Annotated in this window: 17 protein-coding genes, 4 pseudogenes and 1 riboswitch; of the genes and pseudogenes, 3 read left to right on the top strand and 18 right to left on the bottom strand. The window is 66.0% G+C overall.

Annotated features, from left to right (window positions below):
- Nucleotides 1–6 precede the first annotated feature (6 nt).
- The 7 genes and pseudogenes from G4G31_RS27855 to thiC form a co-directional block, all read right to left on the bottom strand.
- A pseudogene (locus tag G4G31_RS27855) lies at nt 7–1,742 on the bottom strand (methyl-accepting chemotaxis protein).
- 6 nt (nt 1,743–1,748) lie between these two features.
- Nucleotides 1,749–2,225: a chemotaxis protein CheW gene (locus G4G31_RS08135; protein WP_229425453.1), complete on the bottom strand. Its 477-nt coding sequence runs from the start codon at nt 2,223–2,225 to the stop codon at nt 1,749–1,751.
- A gap of 117 nt (nt 2,226–2,342) precedes the next feature.
- Nucleotides 2,343–2,982, bottom strand: a pseudogene (thiE, locus tag G4G31_RS08130) (thiamine phosphate synthase).
- Between the two features lie 11 nt (nt 2,983–2,993).
- Nucleotides 2,994–3,935: a bifunctional hydroxymethylpyrimidine kinase/phosphomethylpyrimidine kinase gene (locus G4G31_RS08125; RefSeq protein WP_308622144.1), complete on the bottom strand. Its 942-nt coding sequence runs from the start codon at nt 3,933–3,935 to the stop codon at nt 2,994–2,996.
- The gene (locus tag G4G31_RS08120) at nt 3,932–4,714 is read right to left on the bottom strand and encodes a thiazole synthase (protein ID WP_182990989.1); all 783 of its coding nucleotides are present in this window, start codon (nt 4,712–4,714) and stop codon (nt 3,932–3,934) included. Before G4G31_RS08120 ends, G4G31_RS08125 begins: the two co-directional genes overlap by 4 nt.
- Nucleotides 4,715–4,735: 21 nt before the next feature.
- Entirely contained in the window at nt 4,736–4,939 is a 204-nt protein-coding gene (gene thiS, locus G4G31_RS08115) for a sulfur carrier protein ThiS (protein ID WP_182990988.1), read from the bottom strand.
- A 2-nt stretch (nt 4,940–4,941) separates the two neighbouring features.
- Nucleotides 4,942–6,855 (bottom strand): annotated as a pseudogene (gene thiC / locus G4G31_RS08110) (phosphomethylpyrimidine synthase ThiC).
- A 69-nt stretch (nt 6,856–6,924) separates the two neighbouring features.
- Nucleotides 6,925–7,027: riboswitch (TPP riboswitch) on the bottom strand.
- A gap of 381 nt (nt 7,028–7,408) precedes the next feature.
- Between thiC and G4G31_RS08105 the strand changes: the two are divergent.
- Both G4G31_RS08105 and G4G31_RS08100 read left to right on the top strand, forming a co-directional pair.
- Nucleotides 7,409–10,207, top strand: a complete 2,799-nt coding sequence (locus tag G4G31_RS08105; RefSeq protein WP_182990987.1) for a valine--tRNA ligase — start codon at nt 7,409–7,411, stop codon at nt 10,205–10,207.
- A 114-nt stretch (nt 10,208–10,321) separates the two neighbouring features.
- Nucleotides 10,322–10,678 (top strand): translation initiation factor Sui1, encoded by a 357-nt coding sequence (locus tag G4G31_RS08100; protein WP_182990986.1) that lies wholly within the window; start codon nt 10,322–10,324, stop codon nt 10,676–10,678.
- 197 nt (nt 10,679–10,875) lie between these two features.
- Here the strand turns inward: G4G31_RS08100 and G4G31_RS08095 are convergent, their stop codons facing one another.
- The 4 genes from G4G31_RS08095 to G4G31_RS27495 all read right to left on the bottom strand — a co-directional run bounded on the left by G4G31_RS08095 (nt 10,876) and on the right by G4G31_RS27495 (nt 12,577).
- On the bottom strand, nt 10,876–11,253 hold the full coding sequence (locus G4G31_RS08095) for a cupin domain-containing protein (protein ID WP_182990985.1): 378 nt from the start codon (nt 11,251–11,253) through the stop codon (nt 10,876–10,878).
- Between the two features lie 126 nt (nt 11,254–11,379).
- On the bottom strand, nt 11,380–11,958 hold the full coding sequence (locus G4G31_RS08090) for a PEP-CTERM sorting domain-containing protein (protein ID WP_182990984.1): 579 nt from the start codon (nt 11,956–11,958) through the stop codon (nt 11,380–11,382).
- Between the two features lie 9 nt (nt 11,959–11,967).
- Nucleotides 11,968–12,345 (bottom strand): hypothetical protein, encoded by a 378-nt coding sequence (locus G4G31_RS08085; RefSeq protein ID WP_182991927.1) that lies wholly within the window; start codon nt 12,343–12,345, stop codon nt 11,968–11,970.
- 97 nt (nt 12,346–12,442) lie between these two features.
- Nucleotides 12,443–12,577, bottom strand: a complete 135-nt coding sequence (locus tag G4G31_RS27495) for a hypothetical protein (RefSeq protein ID WP_267873662.1) — start codon at nt 12,575–12,577, stop codon at nt 12,443–12,445.
- A gap of 190 nt (nt 12,578–12,767) precedes the next feature.
- Between G4G31_RS27495 and G4G31_RS08080 the strand changes: the two genes are divergently transcribed.
- Entirely contained in the window at nt 12,768–13,217 is a 450-nt protein-coding gene (locus G4G31_RS08080; RefSeq protein ID WP_182990983.1) for a DUF2147 domain-containing protein, read from the top strand.
- Nucleotides 13,218–13,339: 122 nt separating this feature from the next.
- Here G4G31_RS08080 and G4G31_RS08075 read toward each other — a convergent pair whose 3' ends face one another.
- The 7 genes and pseudogenes from G4G31_RS08075 to G4G31_RS08045 form a co-directional block, all read right to left on the bottom strand.
- Entirely contained in the window at nt 13,340–13,747 is a 408-nt protein-coding gene (locus G4G31_RS08075; RefSeq protein WP_229425452.1) for a hypothetical protein, read from the bottom strand.
- Between the two features lie 14 nt (nt 13,748–13,761).
- Entirely contained in the window at nt 13,762–14,913 is a 1,152-nt protein-coding gene (locus G4G31_RS08070; protein ID WP_182990982.1) for a porin, read from the bottom strand.
- A 199-nt stretch (nt 14,914–15,112) separates the two neighbouring features.
- Nucleotides 15,113–15,316, bottom strand: a complete 204-nt coding sequence (locus G4G31_RS08065; RefSeq protein WP_182990981.1) for a hypothetical protein — start codon at nt 15,314–15,316, stop codon at nt 15,113–15,115.
- Nucleotides 15,317–15,413: 97 nt separating this feature from the next.
- On the bottom strand, nt 15,414–15,902 hold the full coding sequence (locus tag G4G31_RS08060; protein WP_229425577.1) for an MgtC/SapB family protein: 489 nt from the start codon (nt 15,900–15,902) through the stop codon (nt 15,414–15,416).
- Nucleotides 15,903–15,993: 91 nt separating this feature from the next.
- Nucleotides 15,994–16,598, bottom strand: a pseudogene (locus G4G31_RS28960) (response regulator transcription factor).
- Nucleotides 16,595–17,740, bottom strand: coding sequence for a sensor histidine kinase (locus G4G31_RS08050; protein WP_182990980.1), 1,146 nt, complete (start codon nt 17,738–17,740; stop codon nt 16,595–16,597). Before G4G31_RS08050 ends, G4G31_RS28960 begins: the two are co-directional and overlap by 4 nt.
- 18 nt (nt 17,741–17,758) lie before the next feature.
- The gene (locus tag G4G31_RS08045) at nt 17,759–19,558 is read right to left on the bottom strand and encodes a CIA30 family protein (protein WP_229425449.1); all 1,800 of its coding nucleotides are present in this window, start codon (nt 19,556–19,558) and stop codon (nt 17,759–17,761) included.
- Nucleotides 19,559–19,630: the final 72 nt, after the last annotated feature.

Here is a 19,630-nt window from a genome sequence, read left to right as displayed (position 1 = left end):
ATAGCGCTATTGTAGGCACAAGAACAGGGACGGTGCGCGCGGCGCCGGGCGGCCTTCATCGGCGGCGGGCGAAAAAAAACCCCGCCTTGCGGGCGGGGTGTCGGTGCGAAGCGGCTCAGGAGCGCACGGACGCGCTTGCCGGCACCGGGCGGTCACGGACGATGTCTGCGCACGCACGGGAACCGCGTCTTCCTCGCCCAGGCGGAACAGGGCCACCACCTGGCTCAGGCGCGCGGCCTGGTCCTGCATCGATTCGGCGGCGGCGGCGGCTTCCTCGACCAGGGCCGAATTCTGCTGGGTCACCTGGTCCATCTGGGCGATGGCGCCATTGACCTGCTCGATGCCGGCGCTCTGTTCGGCGCTGGCGGCACTGATCTCGGCGACGATGTCGGTCACGCGGCGCACGCTGTCGACCACTTCCCGCATCGTCGTCCCGGCCTGCGCCACCAGCGCGCTGCCGGCGTCGACACGGTCGACCGAAGCGTGGATCAAGGCCTTGATTTCCTTCGCTGCCGCAGCCGAACGCTGGGCCAGGTTGCGCACCTCGGAGGCGACGACGGCGAAGCCGCGTCCCTGTTCGCCGGCACGCGCCGCTTCCACGGCGGCGTTCAGGGCCGGATATTGGTCTGGAAGGCGATGCCGTCGATGACGCCGATGATGTCGACCACCTTGCGCGAGGAAGCGTTGATCGCGTCCATGGTCTCGACCACTTGCGCCACCACGTCGCCGCCGCGCACCGCGACCTGCGAGGCACTGGCACCGAGCTGGTTGGCCTGGCGCGCATTGTCCGCGTTCTGCTTGACGGTCGCGGTCAGCTCTTCCATCGACGATGCGGTTTCCTCGAGCGAGGAAGCCTGCTGCTCGGTGCGGCTGGACAGGTCCTGGTTGCCGGCGTTGATCTCGGCGGACGCGGCGGCGATGGTGTCGGTACCGAGACGCACCTGGCTGACGATGCCAGCCAGGCTGTCGCGCATGCCCTTGATGGCAAACAGCAGGCTGCCGGTGTCGCCGGCGCGGGTGGCGATCGGCACGCCGAGGTTGCCCGCGGCGATCTGCTCTGCGACGTCGGCCGCATAGGTCGGTTCGCCGCCCAGCTGGCGCAGCAGGCTGCGGGTGATGACGGTGGCGGCCGCCACGCCGCCCAGCAGCGCCAGCGCGCCCAGGATCAGCATGGCGTTGCGGCCGACGACATAGGTCTGCTCGGCCGCCTCGTAGGTGGCCTGCATGGTCTTGCCCTGGTGGTCGATCAGTTCGTTGGACGAAATGAAGACCGCGCTCTGGATCTTGCGTGCAGGGCCCAGCAGATGGGCGACGGCCGCATCGTGCTCGCCGGCGGCGCGCAGGCGCATGACTTCATCGAGGGCCACCATGTACTGGTCGTAGGCGGCCTTGTAGGTGCGCAGGTTCCTGACCCCATCCTCGGATACCACCAGCTTGTCGAGCCCGGCGAACATCTCGGCCGCTTCCTTGCGGCTGGTGGCGATCACGCCGAGGTTCTTGGCCACGGCCTGGGCATCGTCCGTCAACAGCAAGTCGCGCACCGAGCGCGCGCTGCGGTTGATGCGGTCGGCCAGGCTCTGGGCCAGCACCACCTTCGGATAGGCGTCGGTCGCCATCGTACGGGTGCCGGTATGGAGCGCACCGAGCTTGCTGATGCCCATCGCAATCACGGCCACGAGAAAAGCCAGCACCAGCACAAAGGCCAGCGCCAGTCGGGTTCCTACCTTGAGTCGGCTCAGCATGATCACTCAGCTCGCCGGGGTCTCGATGACGCCCATTTCCTCGGACGTCATCAGGCGGTCGATGTCGACCAGGATGATCATGCGTTCGTCCACCGTGCCCAGGCCCAGCAGGTAATCGGTGTTGAGCGCGCCGCCCATGTCCGGCGCCGGCTTGATCTGCTCGGCCGTCAGCGAAATCACGTCCGACACCGCGTCCACCACCATGCCCACCACGCGGTCCTGGATGTTCAGGATGATCACGACGGTAAACTGGTTGTAGGTCGGCTCACCCAGCTTGAACTTGATGCGCATGTCGACGATCGGCACGATCGTGCCGCGCAGGTTGACCACGCCCTTGACATGTTCCGGCGCGCTGGCAATGCGGGTGACGGCCTCGTAGCCGCGGATTTCCTGCACCTTCAAAATCTTGATGCCGTATTCTTCGTTGCCGAGCTTGAATGCGAGCGCTTCCAGCACGCCGTCGTTCATCAAGGTGTTGTCCATGTCATTCCTGCTGTAGAAGAGGGGGATATCCCCGGAGATCCCCTATTTTTGCTCATGAGCAATAAATAGGGAAGTCCAGCATAGCCGATCTGTCTCGCCCCTACAACTGACTGTCCATCAAACCCCCTGCGCGTGGGCTGCAGCGGCCCCCTCGAACAGTGTGGCGAAGCGGCGCGCCGCGCTTTCCGGGTCGGCTTCGCCATACACGCTCGTGATTGCCGCCACCATGTGGGCACCCTGCGCCACCAGGGGGTGCGGCGTTCGATGGGGTCATGCCGCCGATGACGACCAGCGGCAGCTCCAGTTCGGCGCGCGCGGCGGCCAGGATCGATGGCGCCGTGACGAAATCGTATTGTTTGACGGGCGAGGGATAGAAGCCGCCGAAGGCAGCGTAGCTCGCGCCCGCCGCCTGCGCCGCGCGTGCCAGCGCCAGCTCACCATAGCAGGAGGCGCCGACGATCTTGTCGCGCCCGAGGCCCCAGCGCGCCTGCTGCAGCGCGGTGTCGCCCCCGCCCAGGTGCACGCCGTCGGCATCGATGCGCATGCACAGGTCGAGGTGGTCGTTGACGACCAGCGGCCGCTTGTGGCGCCGGCACAGCGCCAGCAGCGCCGTCGCCTGCTCCAGGCGCAGTGCCGCGCCGGCCTCCTTGTGGCGGTACTGCACCGGGGCCGCGCCGCCGCGCAGGGCCGCTTCGGTGGCGGCCAGCAGCCGGTCGGTGTCGTCCCAGTTCGGGGTGACGAGATACAAGCCGTGCATATTGGATCCTTTCATGTGGTGGGCAGCGCCTGCACGCCGTCCTGGCCTGTGCGCTGTAAAAAGCGGCGGGGAATGCGCTGGCCCGGCGCGATCGCGAAGGCCTGGGCCAGGGCTTCGTGGCAGTAGGACTGGGCGGCTCCCAGCGCCTCGAACATCGATTCGCCCAGCGCCAGGCGTGCGGCCAGGGCGGCCGCCAGGGTGCAGCCGCTGCCGTGGTAGGCGCCGGGCAGGCGCGGCCAGCGCCAGCGCTGTTCCAGCTGTCCGTTGGCATACCAGCGGTTGGTGACGAACTGGCCATCGCCATGGCCGCCCGTGACCAGCCACTGGGCGCCGGGGAAGGCGCCGATCGCGCAGGCTTCCGGCTCGTTCGGCAGCACGATGGTGGCCAGCGCCAGCAGCTCGGCGACGGCATCGAGCGGATCGCCGGACGCCAGCGCATCGCCATGGCCGCTGGCGAGCACCGGATCGAGCACGACCGGCAGCTTCGGATCACGCTTGCGCAGGCTTCTCAGCAGCCCGGCAATCGCCAGCGCATTTGCGCGGTTGCCGGGAATGCCGATCTTGACCGCGCGGATGGCGCAGGTATCGATCAGGGCCTGGGCCTGGTGCAGCACGAACTCGGTCTCGACCGGACGCACGGCATGCACGCGGTTGTTGTCCTGCACCGTCAGCGCGGTGGCCACCGGCAGCGCGTGGGCACCCTGGGCGGCGATCGCCGGGATGTCGGCGGCCGAGGCCGGCGCCGCCGCCGGGATCGAGGCCGGCGAAGACCAGCACCGCCGGCGCCATGCCGGGGAGATGCCGGCCGCGCTATGCGACGCGCCATGCGACGCGGTACCCGGCGCGCTATGCGACGCGGTACCCGGCGCGGTAACCGACGCCGACCCGGTCGCCAGTCCGATGACAGCCGCCCTATGGGACGCCCTATGGGACGCCCTACCGGACGCCGTCACGCGAGGCGCCCGTCGCTTGGTGACGAGGGCGACGCGGCGAAGCGGCGCGGCATGCGTCCGGCGAGGTAGGCCTCGCGGCCCGCTTCCACCGCCAGCTTCATCGCGCGTGCCATGCGCACCGGCGCGCGTGCGCAGGCAATCGCGCTGTTCATCAGCACGCCGTCGCAGCCGAGTTCCATCGCGATCGCCGCATCCGACGCGGTGCCGACGCCGGCGTCGACCAGCACCGGCACGCGGGCCTCCTCGATGATCAACTTGAGGTTCCAGGGGTTGAGGATGCCCATGCCGGAACCGATGAGGGAGGCCAGCGGCATCACGGCCACGCAGCCGATCTCCTGCAACAGTTTCGCCTGCACCGGGTCATCGCTGCAGTAGACCATGACGTCGAAGCCGTCGCGCACCAGGGTCTCGGCCGCCTTCAGGGTTTCCGGCATGTGCGGGAACAGCGTGGTCTCGTCGCCCAGCACCTCGAGTTTCACGAGCTTGTGCCCGTCCAGCAGTTCGCGCGCCATCTGCAGGGTGTAGACCGCGTCCCTGGCGTTGTAGCACCCGGCGGTATTGGGCAGGATGGTGAACCGGGACGGCGGCAGCACGTCGAGCAAATTTGGCGCCTTCGGATCCTGGCCGATGTTCACGCGGCGGATTGCCACCGTGACGATCTCGGCTTCGGCCGCCAGCGTGGCCTCGCGTGTTTCATCCAGGTCGCGGTACTTGCCGCTGCCGACCAGCAGGCGCGAGCGGTATTGCTTGCCCGCGATGGTGAGGAAGTCTTCGCTCATGTTCATCCTTTGTTCATCCTTTCAGCCGCCGCCGATGGCGCGCACGATGTCGACCTTGTCCTGGCGCGCCAGCACGCGCGAGGCCCACTGCTGGCGCGGCACCACCTCGCGGTTGACCGCCAGCGCCACCGCCTGCTTCCCGACGCCGAGCGCCTGCACCAGGTCGCCCAGGGTCTGGCCGTCCAGCAAACTGTAGGGTTCGCCATTGAGTTCGATGTCGAACATGCTCAGACCTCGCGGTACAGTTTCGCGCCGCCGCGCACGAATTCGATCGCCTTTTCCTGCATGCCGCGCACCAGAGCCGTGTCTTCGCCCACGCCCTGCTCGGCCGCGTAGGCGCGCACTTCCTGGGTGATCTTCATCGAGCAGAAATGGGGGCCGCACATCGAGCAGAAATGCGCCACCTTGGCGGAATCCTTGGGCAGCGTCTCGTCGTGGAAGGCGCGCGCCTTGTCCGGGTCGAGCCCGAGGTTGAACTGGTCTTCCCAGCGGAATTCGAAGCGCGCTTTCGACAGCGCGTTGTCGCGGATCTGCGCGCCCGGGTGGCCCTTCGCCAGGTCGGCGGCGTGGGCCGCGATCTTGTAGGTGATGATGCCGTCCTTGACGTCGTTCTTGTCGGGCAGGCCGAGATGCTCTTTCGGCGTCACGTAGCACAGCATCGCGGTGCCGTACCAGCCGATGTGGGCCGCGCCGATGCCGGAGGTGATGTGGTCGTAGCCGGGCGCGATGTCGGTGGTGAGTGGCCCCAGCGTATAGAACGGCGCTTCCATGCACTGTTCCAGCTGCAGGTCCATGTTCTCCTTGATCAGGTGCAGCGGCACGTGGCCGGGCCCCTCGATCATCACCTGTACGTCGTGCTTCCAGGCGATTTGGGTCAGTTCGCCGAGGGTCTTCAGTTCGGCCAGCTGGGCCTCGTCGTTGGCATCGTAGATGGAACCCGGACGCAGGCCATCGCCCAGGCTGAAGGCCACGTCGTACTGCTTCATGATGGCGCAGATGTCCTCGAAATGCGTGTAGAGGAAGGACTCCTCGTGGTGCGCCAGGCACCACTTGGCCATGATCGAGCCGCCGCGCGACACAATGCCTGTCAGGCGCTTGGCCGTCATCGGCACATACGGCAAACGCACGCCGGCGTGGATGGTGAAGTAGTCGACGCCCTGCTCGGCCTGTTCGATGAGGGTGTCGCGGTAGATTTCCCAGGTCAGGTCTTCGGCCTTGCCGTTCACTTTTTCCAGCGCCTGGTAGAGCGGCACGGTGCCGATCGGGACCGGGCTGTTACGGATGATCCATTCGCGCGTCTCGTGGATGTGCTTGCCGGTGGACAGGTCCATCACGTTGTCGGCACCCCAGCGGATCGCCCAGGTCATCTTTTCCACTTCCTCGCCGATGGACGAGGTGACGGCCGAGTTGCCGATGTTGGCGTTGATCTTCACCAGGAAGTTGCGGCCGATGATCATCGGCTCGCTCTCGGGGTGGTTGATGTTGGCCGGGATGATGGCGCGGCCACGGGCGACCTCGGAACGCACGAATTCCGGCGTGATCTCCTCAGGAATGGCGGCACCGAACGACTGGCCCGGATGCTGGCGGCCCAGCAGCGCGGCCGTGCGCCGGCCCATCTCGCCGCTCGCTTCCAGCGACGCCAGGTACTCCTTGCGGCGCAGGTTCTCGCGCAGGGCGATGAATTCCATCTCGGGGTGATGATGCCGCGGCGGGCGTAATGCATCTGGGTGACGTTGGCGCCCTCTTTCGCGCGGCGCGGCTTGCGCTGCAGCTCGAAGCGCAGCGCGTCCAGGCTCGGATCAAGCAGGCGCCCGGCGCCGTGAGGTCGAGCTCGGGCCGGACAGCTCCTCGGTGTCGCCCCGTTCGGCGATCCAGGTGCGGCGCAGTGCCGGCAAGCCGCGGCGGATGTCGATGGACGCTGCCGGGTCGGTGTAGGGGCCGGAGGTGTCGTAGACAAAGACGGGCGGGTTGGTCTCGCCGCCGAAGCTGGCCGGGGTGTCGCTTTGGGCGACGGCGCGCATCGGCACGCGGATATCGGGGCGGCTGCCTTCGATGTAGACCTTGGTCGAATTCGGGAAGGGGGCAATCGCGGCGCTGTCCACCATGGCGGTGGCGGCGTCGAACTTCAGTGGTGCATTCATGCGGCTCCTTTGCGTGAGGAGCCAGCAAAGGAGGCCGAGAGTGGCGTCAGGCGCGTGCGTGGGCACGAATCCGCATCTCGAAAGCTTCCCTTCGCTGGCATTATCCAGATCAGGTTCAGAGGGTATGTCTCACCCGCGCATCGATCGACGCGCAGGACCCCTAGCGTGTGCTGCCTTGCGGCAGCGGGCGGATTATAGCCTGCGAATTGGCGTTAGCAAAAAAATATTGAGCGCTTACTCGGGACGGGTGCTCCCCTGGACATGGGGTTGTTGCCTGTGCCGTTCGTGATGGGTTCAATCCGCGCGGGCACAGGTGCCCACCCTGGGGGACATGTGCGTTGAACCGGGGGTTGCCTGGGCTTGCCAAGAGGGCCTCCTGTAGGGTGGGCACCCCGTGCCCACGCGGATTGGGCATACCGATACCAACACACGCAACACACGCAACAGCGCCACGAACGACAACGATTCGACGCCGAATTTCCCGCTATCGCCTGACCTCACCCCCGCCCTCCTCCTCTATAATGGTCGTTTTCGCACCTCACACTGCCACATCATGGAATTAGCCAAGTCTTTCGAGCCAGCCGACATCGAACAACACTGGCGCGCCGCCTGGGAAGAGCGCGGGTATTTCGCCGCCACGCTCGACGCCGGCAAGCCCGCGTTCAGCATCCAGTTGCCGCCACCGAATGTGACGGGCACGCTGCACATGGGCCACGCGTTCAACCAGACCATCATGGACGGCCTGACGCGCTACTACCGCATGCGCGGCCATAACACGGCCTGGATTCCGGGCACCGACCACGCCGGTATCGCCACGCAGATCGTGGTGGAGCGCCAGCTCGACGCCCAGAAGGTCTCGCGCCACGACCTCGGTCGCGACGAATTCATCAAGAAGGTCTGGGAGTGGAAGGAAAAATCGGGCAACACCATCACCGGCCAGATGCGCCGCCTGGGTGCCTCGGCCGACTGGAGCCGCGAATACTTCACGATGGACGAGACCCGCTCGAAGGTCGTCTCGGAAGTGTTCGTGCGCCTGTACGAGCAGGGCCTGATCTACCGCGGCAAGCGCCTGGTGAACTGGGACCCGGTGCTGGGCACGGCCGTCTCCGACCTGGAGGTCGATTCGGTCGAGGAAGACGGCTCGATGTGGTATATCCAGTACCCGTTGGCCGACGGCTCGGGCCACCTGACGGTGGCCACCACCCGTCCTGAAACCATGCTGGGCGACGTCGCCGTGGCGGTCGATCCGACCGACGAGCGTTACACTCACCTGCACGGCAAGATGCTGAAATTGCCGCTGACGGATCGCGAAATCCCGATCATCGCCGACAGCTATGTGGACAAGGAATTCGGCACCGGCTGCGTGAAGATCACCCCGGCGCACGACTTCAACGACTACGCCGTCGGCCAGCGCGCGAATCTCGCGCCGATCACGATCATGACGCTCGACGCGAAGATCAACGAGAACGCCCCCGCGCAATACCAGGGCCTGGACCGTTTCAAAGCGCGCAAGCAGATCGTCGCCGACCTCGAAGCGCTTGGCCTGCTCGAACAGGTGAAACCGCACAAGCTGATGGTGCCGCGCGGCGACCGCACCGGCGTCGTGATCGAGCCGATGCTGACCGACCAGTGGTTCGTCGCCATGACGAAGCCGGCCCCGGAAGGTAGCTTCAATCCGGGCAAATCGATCACCGAAGTGGCGCTCGAAAAAGTCGCCAGCGGCGAAATCAAGTTCGTGCCGGAGAACTGGTCGACAACCTACAACCAGTGGCTGGGCAATATCCAGGACTGGTGCATCTCGCGCCAGCTGTGGTGGGGCCACCGCATCCCGGCCTGGTTCGACGAAGCCGGCAACATCATCGTCGCCCGTGACGAGCAAGAAGCCAAGGCCAAGGCCGCCGCGCAAGGCATCACGGGTGAACTGCGCCGCGACGAAGACGTATTGGACACCTGGTTCTCCTCGGCCCTCGTCCCCTTCTCGACCATGGGCTGGCCGGAGGAGACGCCGGACATGAAGATGTTCCTGCCCTCGTCGGTGCTGGTGACGGGCTTCGACATCATCTTCTTCTGGGTCGCGCGCATGGTCATGATGACCGCGCACTTCACGGGCAAGGTGCCCTTCGAGACCGTGTACGTGCACGGCCTGGTGCGCGATTCGCAGGGCCAGAAGATGAGCAAGTCGAAGGGCAATACGCTGGACCCGATCGACCTGATCGACGGTATCGACGTCGAGTCGCTGGTGGCCAAGCGCACCGCTGGCCTGATGGACCCGCGCGCCGCCGAAAAAATTGCGAAAGCCACGCGCAAGGAATTCCCGAGCGGGATTCCGGCCTTTGGCACCGATGCCGTGCGCTTCACGATGGCAAGCTACGCGTCCCTGGGCCGCAACATCAATTTCGACCTCGGTCGCGCCGAGGGTTATCGCAACTTCTGCAACAAGCTGTGGAATGCGACGCGCTTCGTGATGATGAACACCGAGGGCAAGGACTGCTCGGCGCCGAACCCCGAGGACCTGTCGCCGTCGGACCGCTGGATCATCTCGCTGATGAACCGGGTCGAGCTGGAAGTGGCGAAAGGCTTCGAGGACTACCGCTTCGACAACATCGCCAGCAGCATCTACAAGTTCGTCTGGGACGAGTACTGCGACTGGTACCTGGAAGTGGCCAAGGTCTCGGTCCAGCAAGGTACCGAGGCGCAGCAGCGCGCCACCCGCCACACGCTCCTGCGCGTGCTGGAAGTGATCCTGCGCCTGGCGCATCCGGTCATTCCGTTCGTGACCGAGGCACTGTGGCAGGCGGTGGCGCCGCTGGCCGGCAAGTCGGGCGACAGCATCATGCTGCAGCCCTACCCGATCGCCAATCCGGATGCGATCGACGAGTCCGCCGAAGCCTGGATGGCGCAGCTGAAGGAGCTCACGAATGCGACGCGCAACCTGCGCGGCGAGATGAAGCTGTCGCCGTCGGTGCGCGTGCCGCTGATCGTCGAACCGGGCAATGAAGCCGACCGCGCCAACATGGCCGGCTTCGCGCCTTTCATCGCCTCGCTCGGCAAACTGGCGGAAGTGCAGATCGTCGATGCCCTCCCGGAATCGCCGGCCGCCGTGTCGGTTGTCGGCACGACCAAGCTGATGCTGAAAGTGGAAATCGACGTCGCCGCCGAACGCGAGCGCCTCTCGAAAGAGATCGCGCGCATCGAGGGCGAGATCGCCAAGGCCAACGGCAAGCTGTCGAGCGAAAGCTTCGTCGCGCGCGCGCCGGCTGCCGTCGTGGCGCAGGAGAAGGAACGCCTGGCGAACTTCAGCGCGACCATCGAGAAGATGCGCGAGCAGCTGGGCAAGCTGCCGCCAGCCTGATCGGGCGGGCTGCCAGCCGCATGAAACCGGCCGCCGGGTGCAAGCCCGCCGGCCGGTTTTTTTCATTCTGTGCTGCTACACTGCCGTGCTCTATTCCACCTCAAGCAACCAGCTATGAAACCTCGCGCAAACGGCGGCCTGGTCTATTCCACCGATGGCGGGCGCATGTGCCCGGAATGCCGCCAGCCCCTCTCCCAGTGCGCCTGCAAGGCGAGCACCGTGCCCACCGGCGATGGCGTCGTGCGCGTGTCGCGCCAGACGAAAGGCCGCGGCGGCAAGAGCGTTACCCTCGTCAAGGGCCTCACGCTCGACGCCTCCGCCCTCGCACTACTCGGCAAGCAGCTGCGCACGGCCTGCGGCTCGGGTGGCACCGTGAAGGATGGCGTGATCGAAGTGCAGGGCGACCACTGCGAGCTCGTCATGGATACGCTGACCAGGCTTGGGCACCGCCCGAAGCGCACCGGCGCCTGACGCACCAACTGAGAGGCTGGGGTCAGGTCTGACATTCGGACACGAACTCGACTATAGGGTGCATCGTCCGGGGCTGTTTTTGTACGATGTGCCACTGGAGTGCAAGCTGACACGTGTGAGGCCTGAAGCCAAGGCAGAGGCCGTGTCCAAATGTCAGACCTGACCCCAGCCTGTATGCCGTCTGTCGGTCTTCTGGACTAGGCTGGCCGGTGCTGGGTATCCGCGCCACGCGTCACATGCAGCATGCGGCTCGGGGAGCGCACTTTGGCGGTGTGCCACACTCCGCGCGGCACGAGCGCCGCAGCGCTGCCTTCGAGCGTCACCGTTTCCACCGTCCCGTCGCGCTCCAGCAACAGTTCCACCGCGCCGGAGAGCAGATACACGAACTCGTCGCCCTCCGGGTGCATTTCCCAGGTCGGCCAATCCTCGGTGAACGCAAATTCGGTAATCAGCCAGCCTTTGTCATAACGTGCGCTCTCGGGTTCGGGCAGCTGCCAGAAGCCGTTGCCATCGAGCGCCCGGGCGCTGCCGTCTTCCGAGAGGTGGACATAGGTTTCGCGGAGATCGAGAGGCATGGCGGCTCCATTGGCGAGGAAGGTCAGTCAATGCTATCACCTCCGAAGCCCGGTCCCACGAAGGCAGGCCGTGGCGACGGCAGGTCCATCACACCGCCGCCGTGAGACCGATTGCCGGCGCCCTGCCTATTCCTTGCGGCGTGCACGCCGGCGGGCCGCCAGCAGCGCCCCCAGGCCCAGCCCAAGCATGCCCGCATGGGCCGGTTCCGGCACCGGCGCCACCCGCGTCACGATGTTGTCGATCCGCCCCCAGTCTTCGCCATAGATGTCGTCCGGGTCGGGCGTGGTCATGTACCAGTTGATGTAATTGACGTTCTGGAAGCTGGCCGGCAGTTCGACGTGGGTCAGCGGCACTTCGCCGACGATATTGAAGGTGGCGCCGTTGTCGGCAATGAAGGTCGAGGTGCCGCCCAGGTACTCGAAGCCGAGCACGTCGAAATTCGCCCCGTCCGTGCGCCGGATCTGGTAGGGCGAAGAGCCGAACTGGCTGTGCAGCCAGAGGTCGCCGCTGCCCGGGTGCAGGTGGCCGCCGCCGACGCCTGTTTCCAGCGAGACGATGTCGAAGCCGGACTCGCTGTAGGAGTCGATGTAGATGCCGCTGATGTCGTCGAAGTCGATGACGACGATATCGGCGGAGGCGGTCCCTGCCCCCAATGCCAGCACGGACGCAGCAAGGAGCTGCCTCATCAATCTGGATACACTCATGATGTTTCCTCAATGGTTGAGTTGAGAACGCGCAAAGACTTTGCGCCTGAGTTCCAGCATATGGACGAGCAGTGCTCCGATATTGATGTGTTTCAAAGTGTGGGGCCGCACGAAATCGGCGTGGGCGCGTCGCGCGTGATGCGACACCAGACGATTCAGGCCAGTGCGGGATAAGGTCGCCGCCAACGATCGCCGCGCCGGCATGCGCCTTGCCGCCGTCTGCAAGGCGATGCTGCGGCGGATGGTCTCGCGCTGCGCGCCGGCGCGGTACAACAGGTTGTAGCTCTCGAAGGGAATCATCTTGCCGTCCGGCTGGGCGAAGTGGATGCAGGATTTCTTCAGCGCGCGTACGTCCAGCGATGGAAGCCGACGGCCATCGCCAGCCATTCCAGCACGAGGTGGACCAGTTGCGCGGTCGCGGGCGCAAGCACGGGTGCGCTCATGGTGGCGAATCGAAAGACGAGAAGCTGCCCTTGATCCCTTTCTACACGACAGAGCCCAGCGTGAAGAGCAAGAAGACGAGCACCGCTCCTACCACGACCAGGATGGCGGTGCGGGTTTCGCGGTTTGCGTCCGCGATGACGATCCCACAAAGACCGAAGCCGACAACGGCCAGCATCGCGGCCAGGAGGCCGAATATCTTTAGCAAAACCATGTTCGTCCGCCCCGCAATCGTTTCATCGTGAGTAATCTGTTCAAGATTGTGCCGCTACGCTCTATCCTTCAAGCAATTTTGACACGCGGAGTTGCCACATCAACGGAACGGTTTGCTACACTCTGGCTTATTCATAACAAATTGGAGACCGAACATGCGCAAGCTGATCCCCGCCAGCCTGATTGCCACCATGCTGCTCACCACCGCCGCATGGGCACAGAACCCCGGGTCGCCGGTCGGGCTGTGGAAGACCATCGACGACGAAACCAAGCTGCCGAAAGCGCTGGTACGCGTCACCGAGGAAAACGGCGCCCTGCAGGGCAAGATCGAAAAGCTGTTCCGCGGTCAAAACGAAGACCAGAACCCGAAATGCACCGCCTGCACCGATTCGCGCAAGAACCAGCCGATCATCGGCATGACGATCCTGTCGGGCCTGAAGAAGGACGGTAACGAATACTCGGGCGGCGAAATCCTCGACCCGGCCAAGGGCAAGGTCTACAAGAGCAAGGCCACGCTGCGCGACGGCGGCCAGAAGATGGAAGTGCGCGGCTACATCGGCATGCCGATGCTGGGCCGTTCGCAAATCTGGCAGCGCGAGCAGTAACAGCCCGCGCTCCATCGAAGCGGCCCGCGTGGCCGCTTTTTTATTACGCCGGACGCGCGAAAAAAAATCCCTGCGCCAGGGGCTGGCGCAGGGACTCGTGCGGGATGCTGTGCAACCGGCGGTTACTGCACCGAGAGCAGCACCTTGACGCTGCCGTCCACCGCATCCTTGTCGATATAGCCGATCGCGTTCGGATCGGCCGCCAGGGCTTTTTTGACGGCCGCATCGGATGCGTGCACCTTGGGGCGCATGCCCTTGCCGGAAAACTCGATCTTCGCCCAGGTCGCTTCGTATTGGGCGCCCTTTTTCGAGGCCACTTTTTCCAGGAACTCGGTGCGTGCCGCCGAGTTCTTGTCCTGGTCGATCAGGGCAGGACCGCTGGACTTGCCCAGGTAGAGGTCAGCGACCTGGTCGCTCGTCATTTTCGCGACCGGGCTGGCGGCACCGGCCACCACGACCACTTCGGCGCCGGCACTGGCGGCCACGGCCAGTCCCAGCGACAGGCCGACAATGTTGATCATCTTTTTCATCTTGTTTCCTTTGCTCAGAACACCATTTCGTAGGCCGCGCGCAGGGCCTTGAGGTCGTCGCCGAAGTTATGGGTGGTGTCCTTGTACTTGTCGAACTGGACTTTCACGCTGCTGGTTTCGTTGATGTCGTAGCGCAGCGTCAGCGAGGCGCGCTGGTAGGCGGCGGGCTCGTACCAGTCGTGGTCGGTGCTCTTCTCTTCGTAGTGCGCGAAGTTGAGCATCGGGGTCCAGCTGCCCCAGCGGTAACCGGCGCCGATGGTGTAGGCCGGCGCGTCGACGCGGTAGGCGTCGTAGGTACGCGACAGGCGGGTCACTTCGCTCAGCACGAACCAGTCGTCGAAATCGAGGTTGGCCGCCAGGCCAAAGGCGCGCAGGCGTGCGGTATCGCTCCATTCGGTGGTGGCGTTGCTGGTATCGACTTGCGCCTGCATGTACACGGCGCGCACGGTCAGCGGGCCACGGCTGGCCTCGAGGTCGCCGCCGACCAGGTTGCGCCAGGTGACCTTGGTGTCGCCCTCGGTGAACATGGCGTAGTACGGCGTTTCCTTCTTGGTTTCCTTGCCGCCAAACACGCTCGAGCTCAGGTTGATACGGCCCAGCTTGGTCTTGTAGCGAACGCTGGCGCCGTTGTAGTTCGTCACTTCCCAGCCATACAGTTCGGGCGGGGTGCCGATCCATGGGTAGGCCGTGCCGACGTCCTGGAAATCGGAGTAGTAGTACAGCGGAATGCGTTTGCGGCCGGCCTGGACTTCCAGGTTATCGTTGAGCTTGTAGCTGCCGTAGGCCCACTCGACCGCTGGCTTCGGTTCGACCGCACGGGTGACGACCTGGGTAACGAAGTACAGCTTGTCGGTGGCGTTGTAGCGCAGCTGGATGCCGGCGCGCGATTCCGGCTTGAAAGTCAGGTCGTCGCCATACACGCTGCCATTGGTCCAGTCGGTGATATAGCAGGGGCAGGCACGGCCACCGAGGGTGCTGGGGCCGGCATAATCGGGCTGGGTCGGCGAATCGATGTTGCGGCCGGCAACGATCGAGGCAAAACCACTGACGTGGAGGCGCGACGCCGCCGTGTCCTCGTCCGCGGCACTGGCAGCGAACGGGCTCAGGCAGGCGGTGGCCACGAGCGCCGCCAGGGCGCGCTGGCGAAAGAACTGGGGAACAGCCATGATGATGGTCCTTTGCTCCGATGCGCAAAGGCACCGGAAAATAGAAAGTAAGAAGCGGGGAAAAGGTCAGATCGACCTTGTTCGGCTTTTACATTCTAAGAAGGGACTCGGCCTTGGAGGAAGCAAAACCTCGCTCACATCCAACTTATGTTGGTGTACGGCAACATAAATACGGGAAGATTGTTTCGGTTGCAAGGGCTTACCTGGCCGCGCGGCGGCGATCGGCGCAGCGCTGCTGCTCGGGCAAACTCAACACACGCATGGCGACGCGCCGCGGCACGCCGACCAGCTGCATGAATTCCAGCGCGGGATTCATGCCATCCTTGCGCAGGATATTCAGGGCATCGTTGACGCGCGCAGCCGTGTAGCTGTCGGTCCGTGGGTCCGCTTGATTTCCTGACATGGGCGCCTCGCCACAAGGTTTTCACCAGGCGAGTTATCCTAGCAAACCGGCACGGACGAGGCGCCCGCTTGCCTGATGAAAACGAATGCTGGCGAACCTAGCGGTCGCGCCCCTGCTTGTCGGCGCCCCGCTTAGGGCTGGTGCGCAGAATGGCAAGGATGACGAGGGCAAACAGCGCGCTCAGCACGGCGGTCGCCTCGCGCCCCATGCCGGCGGCAATACCGATGGCCGACGTCAGCCAGACGCTGGCGGCCGTCGTCAGCCCGCGAATGTCGTTCTTGTTGCTGTGCTTGAGGATGGCGCCGGCGCCGAGGAAGCCGATGCCGGCGGTGATGCCTTGCAGCACGCGCGACAGGTCATCGATCTCCATGCCTGCCTGCAGCGGGATCAGCACGAACATGGCCGAGCCGAGCGACACCAGCATGTGGGTGCGCAGGCCGGCCGAGGCGCCGACCGATTCGCGCTCATAGCCGAGCATCCCGCCCAGCACCACCGCCACCAGCAGGCGCACGACGACACGGGTAATGCCTTCCACATCGCCCAGGTCGGAAAACTCCTGCACCACGATCATCCAGCTACGTTCCATCCACACTTGCCGCTCCTCTCGCGCATCCGTGGGGATGATGACAGATAAGCAAGCTGGACGGCGCTACGTTCCGGCTGGCCGCAGGTACTCCTCAGAGCCATCCGGCGTCGCGCGCGAGGCGATAGGCTTCGACCCGGTTGCCCGCGTTGAGCTTGCTGATGGCTTCGGACAGGTAGTTGCGCACCGTGCCTTCGGACAGGTGCACCTGGCGCGCGATGTCGGCGCTGCTGCTGCCCTCCCCCGCCAGGCGCAGGACCTGGCGTTCGCGTTCGGTGAGCGGATCGGTTCCGCCGCTCCAGCTGGCCACGGCCAGCTCCGGCGCCACCGTCATGCCGCCGCCGTGCACGGTACGGATCGCGGCTGCCAGCGTCTCGGCGGGCGCATCCTGAGCAGGTAGCCGCGTACCCCGGCCGCCAGCGCGCGGCGCAGGTAGCCGCTGCGCCCAAACGTGGTTACGATCAGGACGCGGCAGGCGGCGCCCTCCTCGGCCAGGCGCGCCGCCAGCTCCAGGCCGGTCAGGTGCGGCATCTCGATGTCGGTCAGCACCACGTCGGGTTTGAGCTCGGCACACAGCCCCAGCGCCTGCCTGCCGTCGGTTGCGGTGCCAACCACTTCGAGGTCCGGTTCCAGTCCGAGCAGGGCCGCCAGCGCGCCCCGTACCAAGGCCTGGTCTTCGGCGATCAGGACCCGGATCATGCCGCGCCTCCGGCGGGCACGCGCAGTTCCAGCGCCAGCCCGGCGCCGACACGCAGCGCCAGCCTGCCGCCAAGGGATGCGGCACGTTCCTGCATGCCGGCCAGGCCGTTGCCGTGACGTAGGTCGTGTTCGCCGCGCAGGCGGGTGCCGTCGTCGGCAACGCGCAGCACCGCATTGCCCTCCTCCAGCCCCAGCGACAGCGTGCAGCGGCGCGCGCCGGCGTGGCGCACCACGTTGGTGACGGCTTCGCGCAGCGCCAATGCCAGCACGTGTTCGGCGGCCGGTGCCAGCGGCACGCGCGCGACCTGCTCGTCCAGTTCGACATCGGCCGCGGCGAGGCTGGCGCGGGCGCTGGCGAGGGCTTGTGCCAGGCCGCTCTCGCGGTAGCCGCTGACGGCCGCGCGCACTTCGGCCAGCGTCTGGCGCGCGGCCTGCTCGATGTCGGCGATCTCGCGCCTGGCGGCGACGCGGGCGGCGTCGCCTCCGCCCTCATGGTCCAGCAGCTTGCCGGCGAGTTCCGCCTTCAGGGTAATCATCGACAGCGAATGCCCCAGCAAATCGTGCAGGTCGCGCGAGATCCGTTCGCGCTCGGCGATGGTGGCCATGTGCTCGACCTCCTCCTGCTTGCGCAGCAGCGCCTCGCGCGAACGGCGCAGGCGTGCGTCCAGCACGGCGCCGATGCCCACCGGCAGGCTGACGGTCAGCAGCGGCATCAGGAACAGCCAGCACATGCGCGTTTCCTCGATCAGCAGCGCGGCCAGCCCGCCAAAGGCGATGACGCCGGCGATCGACAGCATGGCATGCCGCACCGAGACGATCTGGCCGGCCATGGCACAGGCGAAGATGAAGAAAGTGGCGGCGCCCACGTTCCAGCGCACCCAGGCAGCGCCGATCAGGCAGCTGACCAGCATGCAGGCGGCGACTTGCCTGCCGCGCGCCCAGTAGCTGGCGCAGTACAGCCAGAAGAAGACCACCAGGGTCAGCGACAGCAGCAGCGCCTCGCGCAGGCTCGGTGGTACGTAGGCGTACTTCCAGAACATGTAGCCAAGGCTCAGCAGCCAGAGGTAGGGCCGCTTGCCCTGCTCGGGCGGAAGCCAGGGCCCCGTCCATACGCGCCGCATCGCCTGCGTGATCGTGTTCATCTCTTCCTGTGGTAGTCGTTATTGTGCCAGCAGGCGCACGTCGGCGATCTCGAAGCGATAGTCGCCCGGCTGCGGACCGGCGTTGAATCCTAACATGGTCATCGCCGACGGATCGAAGCCTTTCAGCTCGCTGAAGGGAACGGACACTTCCGTCCATTCCGGTCCCGCGACAAAGGACTTGGCGGCGGGAATGCGTACACCGTCCGTCATCGCCATGATCTGGTAAGTCTTGCCGTCGCCGCGCACCTTGAAGCGCACGCTGTTGGCGGCGGACAGGTTCACCGGCTCCATCGGCCGCGCGCCAGGCATGAAGGCCACGCCGGCCCAGGCGAAGGGCAGGCCCGGCGCCACCTTGGCCTCGATCGCGAGCGGCACCTCGCCATCCGCCAGCACCGCTCCCGTCTTCAAGGCCACGGTGGATTTGCCGCCCGCGAAACCGTCGGTCGACGGTCCCCATCCCATGCCGAAGGGACTGGCCAGCCCCTTCTCGCTGAAGCGGCTGATGCGCCCGTCCGCCGGCAGGGAGATGCCGCCCTGCCCCTGGCGGCTTCCTGGGCGGCTTGCGCCACCTGCTGGCGCTGGCCCGCGCGCAGCGCGTTCGCGCTCGCCGTCCTTCCACACTTCGACGATGCGGCGCGTGGCCGGGATGTCGGCCGCAGGGTTACCCTCCACCAGCAGCAGGTCGGCCTTGTAGCCCTTGTCGATGCGGCCGCGCCCACCCAGCTTGAACACTTTCGCCGGCACGCTGGTGGCGGCGGCCAGAGCCTGCGCCGGGGTCAGGCCCGCTTCGACCAGGCCGCCATCTCGCGGTGCATGCTCACGCCGTACTGGGTGCCGGGGTTGCCGGCGTCGGTGCCGGCCAGCACCGGTACGCCCGCTTTGACCAGCGCCGCGGTGACGGCCTTGGGCGCCGCCAGCCGCTCGGGATGCGACGTATTGCCGTAGCGTGCCTTGAGCGGGGCCTGCGCGTCCTTGCCGAGCAGGTTTGGCCAGAGCGGGATCGGCCAGCAGGTCGTCGCCGCGCCAGCCCGCCATGCTTTCCAGTACGGTGAAGGTCGGGATGACGAAGGCGCCGCGGCTGGCGGCCAGGCGCGCCAGGCCTTGCGCATCGGCGGATGCCGCCGGGAACAGGTGCACCAGGCCGTCGGCGCCCGCTTCCAGCACGGCGCGCGCATCCTTCTCGGTGCCGATGTGGACCACGGCCAGCTTGCCGCGCCGGTGCGCCGCCTCGATTACTGCCTTCGCCGTGGCCAGGTCGAGCGAGGGGAAGCCGTAGCCGCTTTCCATGACGATCTTGATGAAGTCCGAGCCTTCGGCGATGCGCTCGTCGACAAAGGCCTGGGCCTGTTCCGGCCCGGTGATGGTGGGGATGGCGACGCCGAACTGGGTACCATGGCCGTGCGGGGCGGTGACCAGGGTGCCGGCCGAAAACAGGTCGGCGTGGTCATGGCGGCGTCCCTGTGCCATCTCTTCCCTGGCCTTTTTCATCATGCCAATGTCGGTGAACATGTCGATCTGGGTCGTCACGCCGAACAGCACCGGCAACTCCTGGAAGGCAAAGGCGTGGGTGTGGGCGTCGATCAGGCCGGGCAGCAGCGTGCGGCCGGCGCCTTCGACGATGCGACTGCCGGCGGGGGCGGCGCCACGGAAGTCGGCGTCGGCGATCTTGCCGTTTTCGAACAGCACCGAGCGGCGCTCGTGCACTTTCTCGCCGTCGAAGACGCGCACGTCGCGTACCAGGGTGGCGGCGGCCAGGGCGGCCTGGCTGCAAGCGATGCCGGCGCACAGCAGCAGGGTTTTCAGGGTGGTGGTGTTCATCAGGGCTCTCCCGTGTTGGTATGAGCCCAGTATGCGTTTGGCGAGGACGCCGCAACAGAAGCAGCTGCCACC

This window comes from Massilia sp. Se16.2.3 (assembly GCF_014171595.1).
Taxonomy (GTDB): Bacteria; Pseudomonadota; Gammaproteobacteria; order Burkholderiales; family Burkholderiaceae_D; genus Telluria.
The sequence above is the reverse complement of the archived record's forward strand: the minus strand, read 5'-3'. Positions and strand labels throughout refer to the sequence as shown.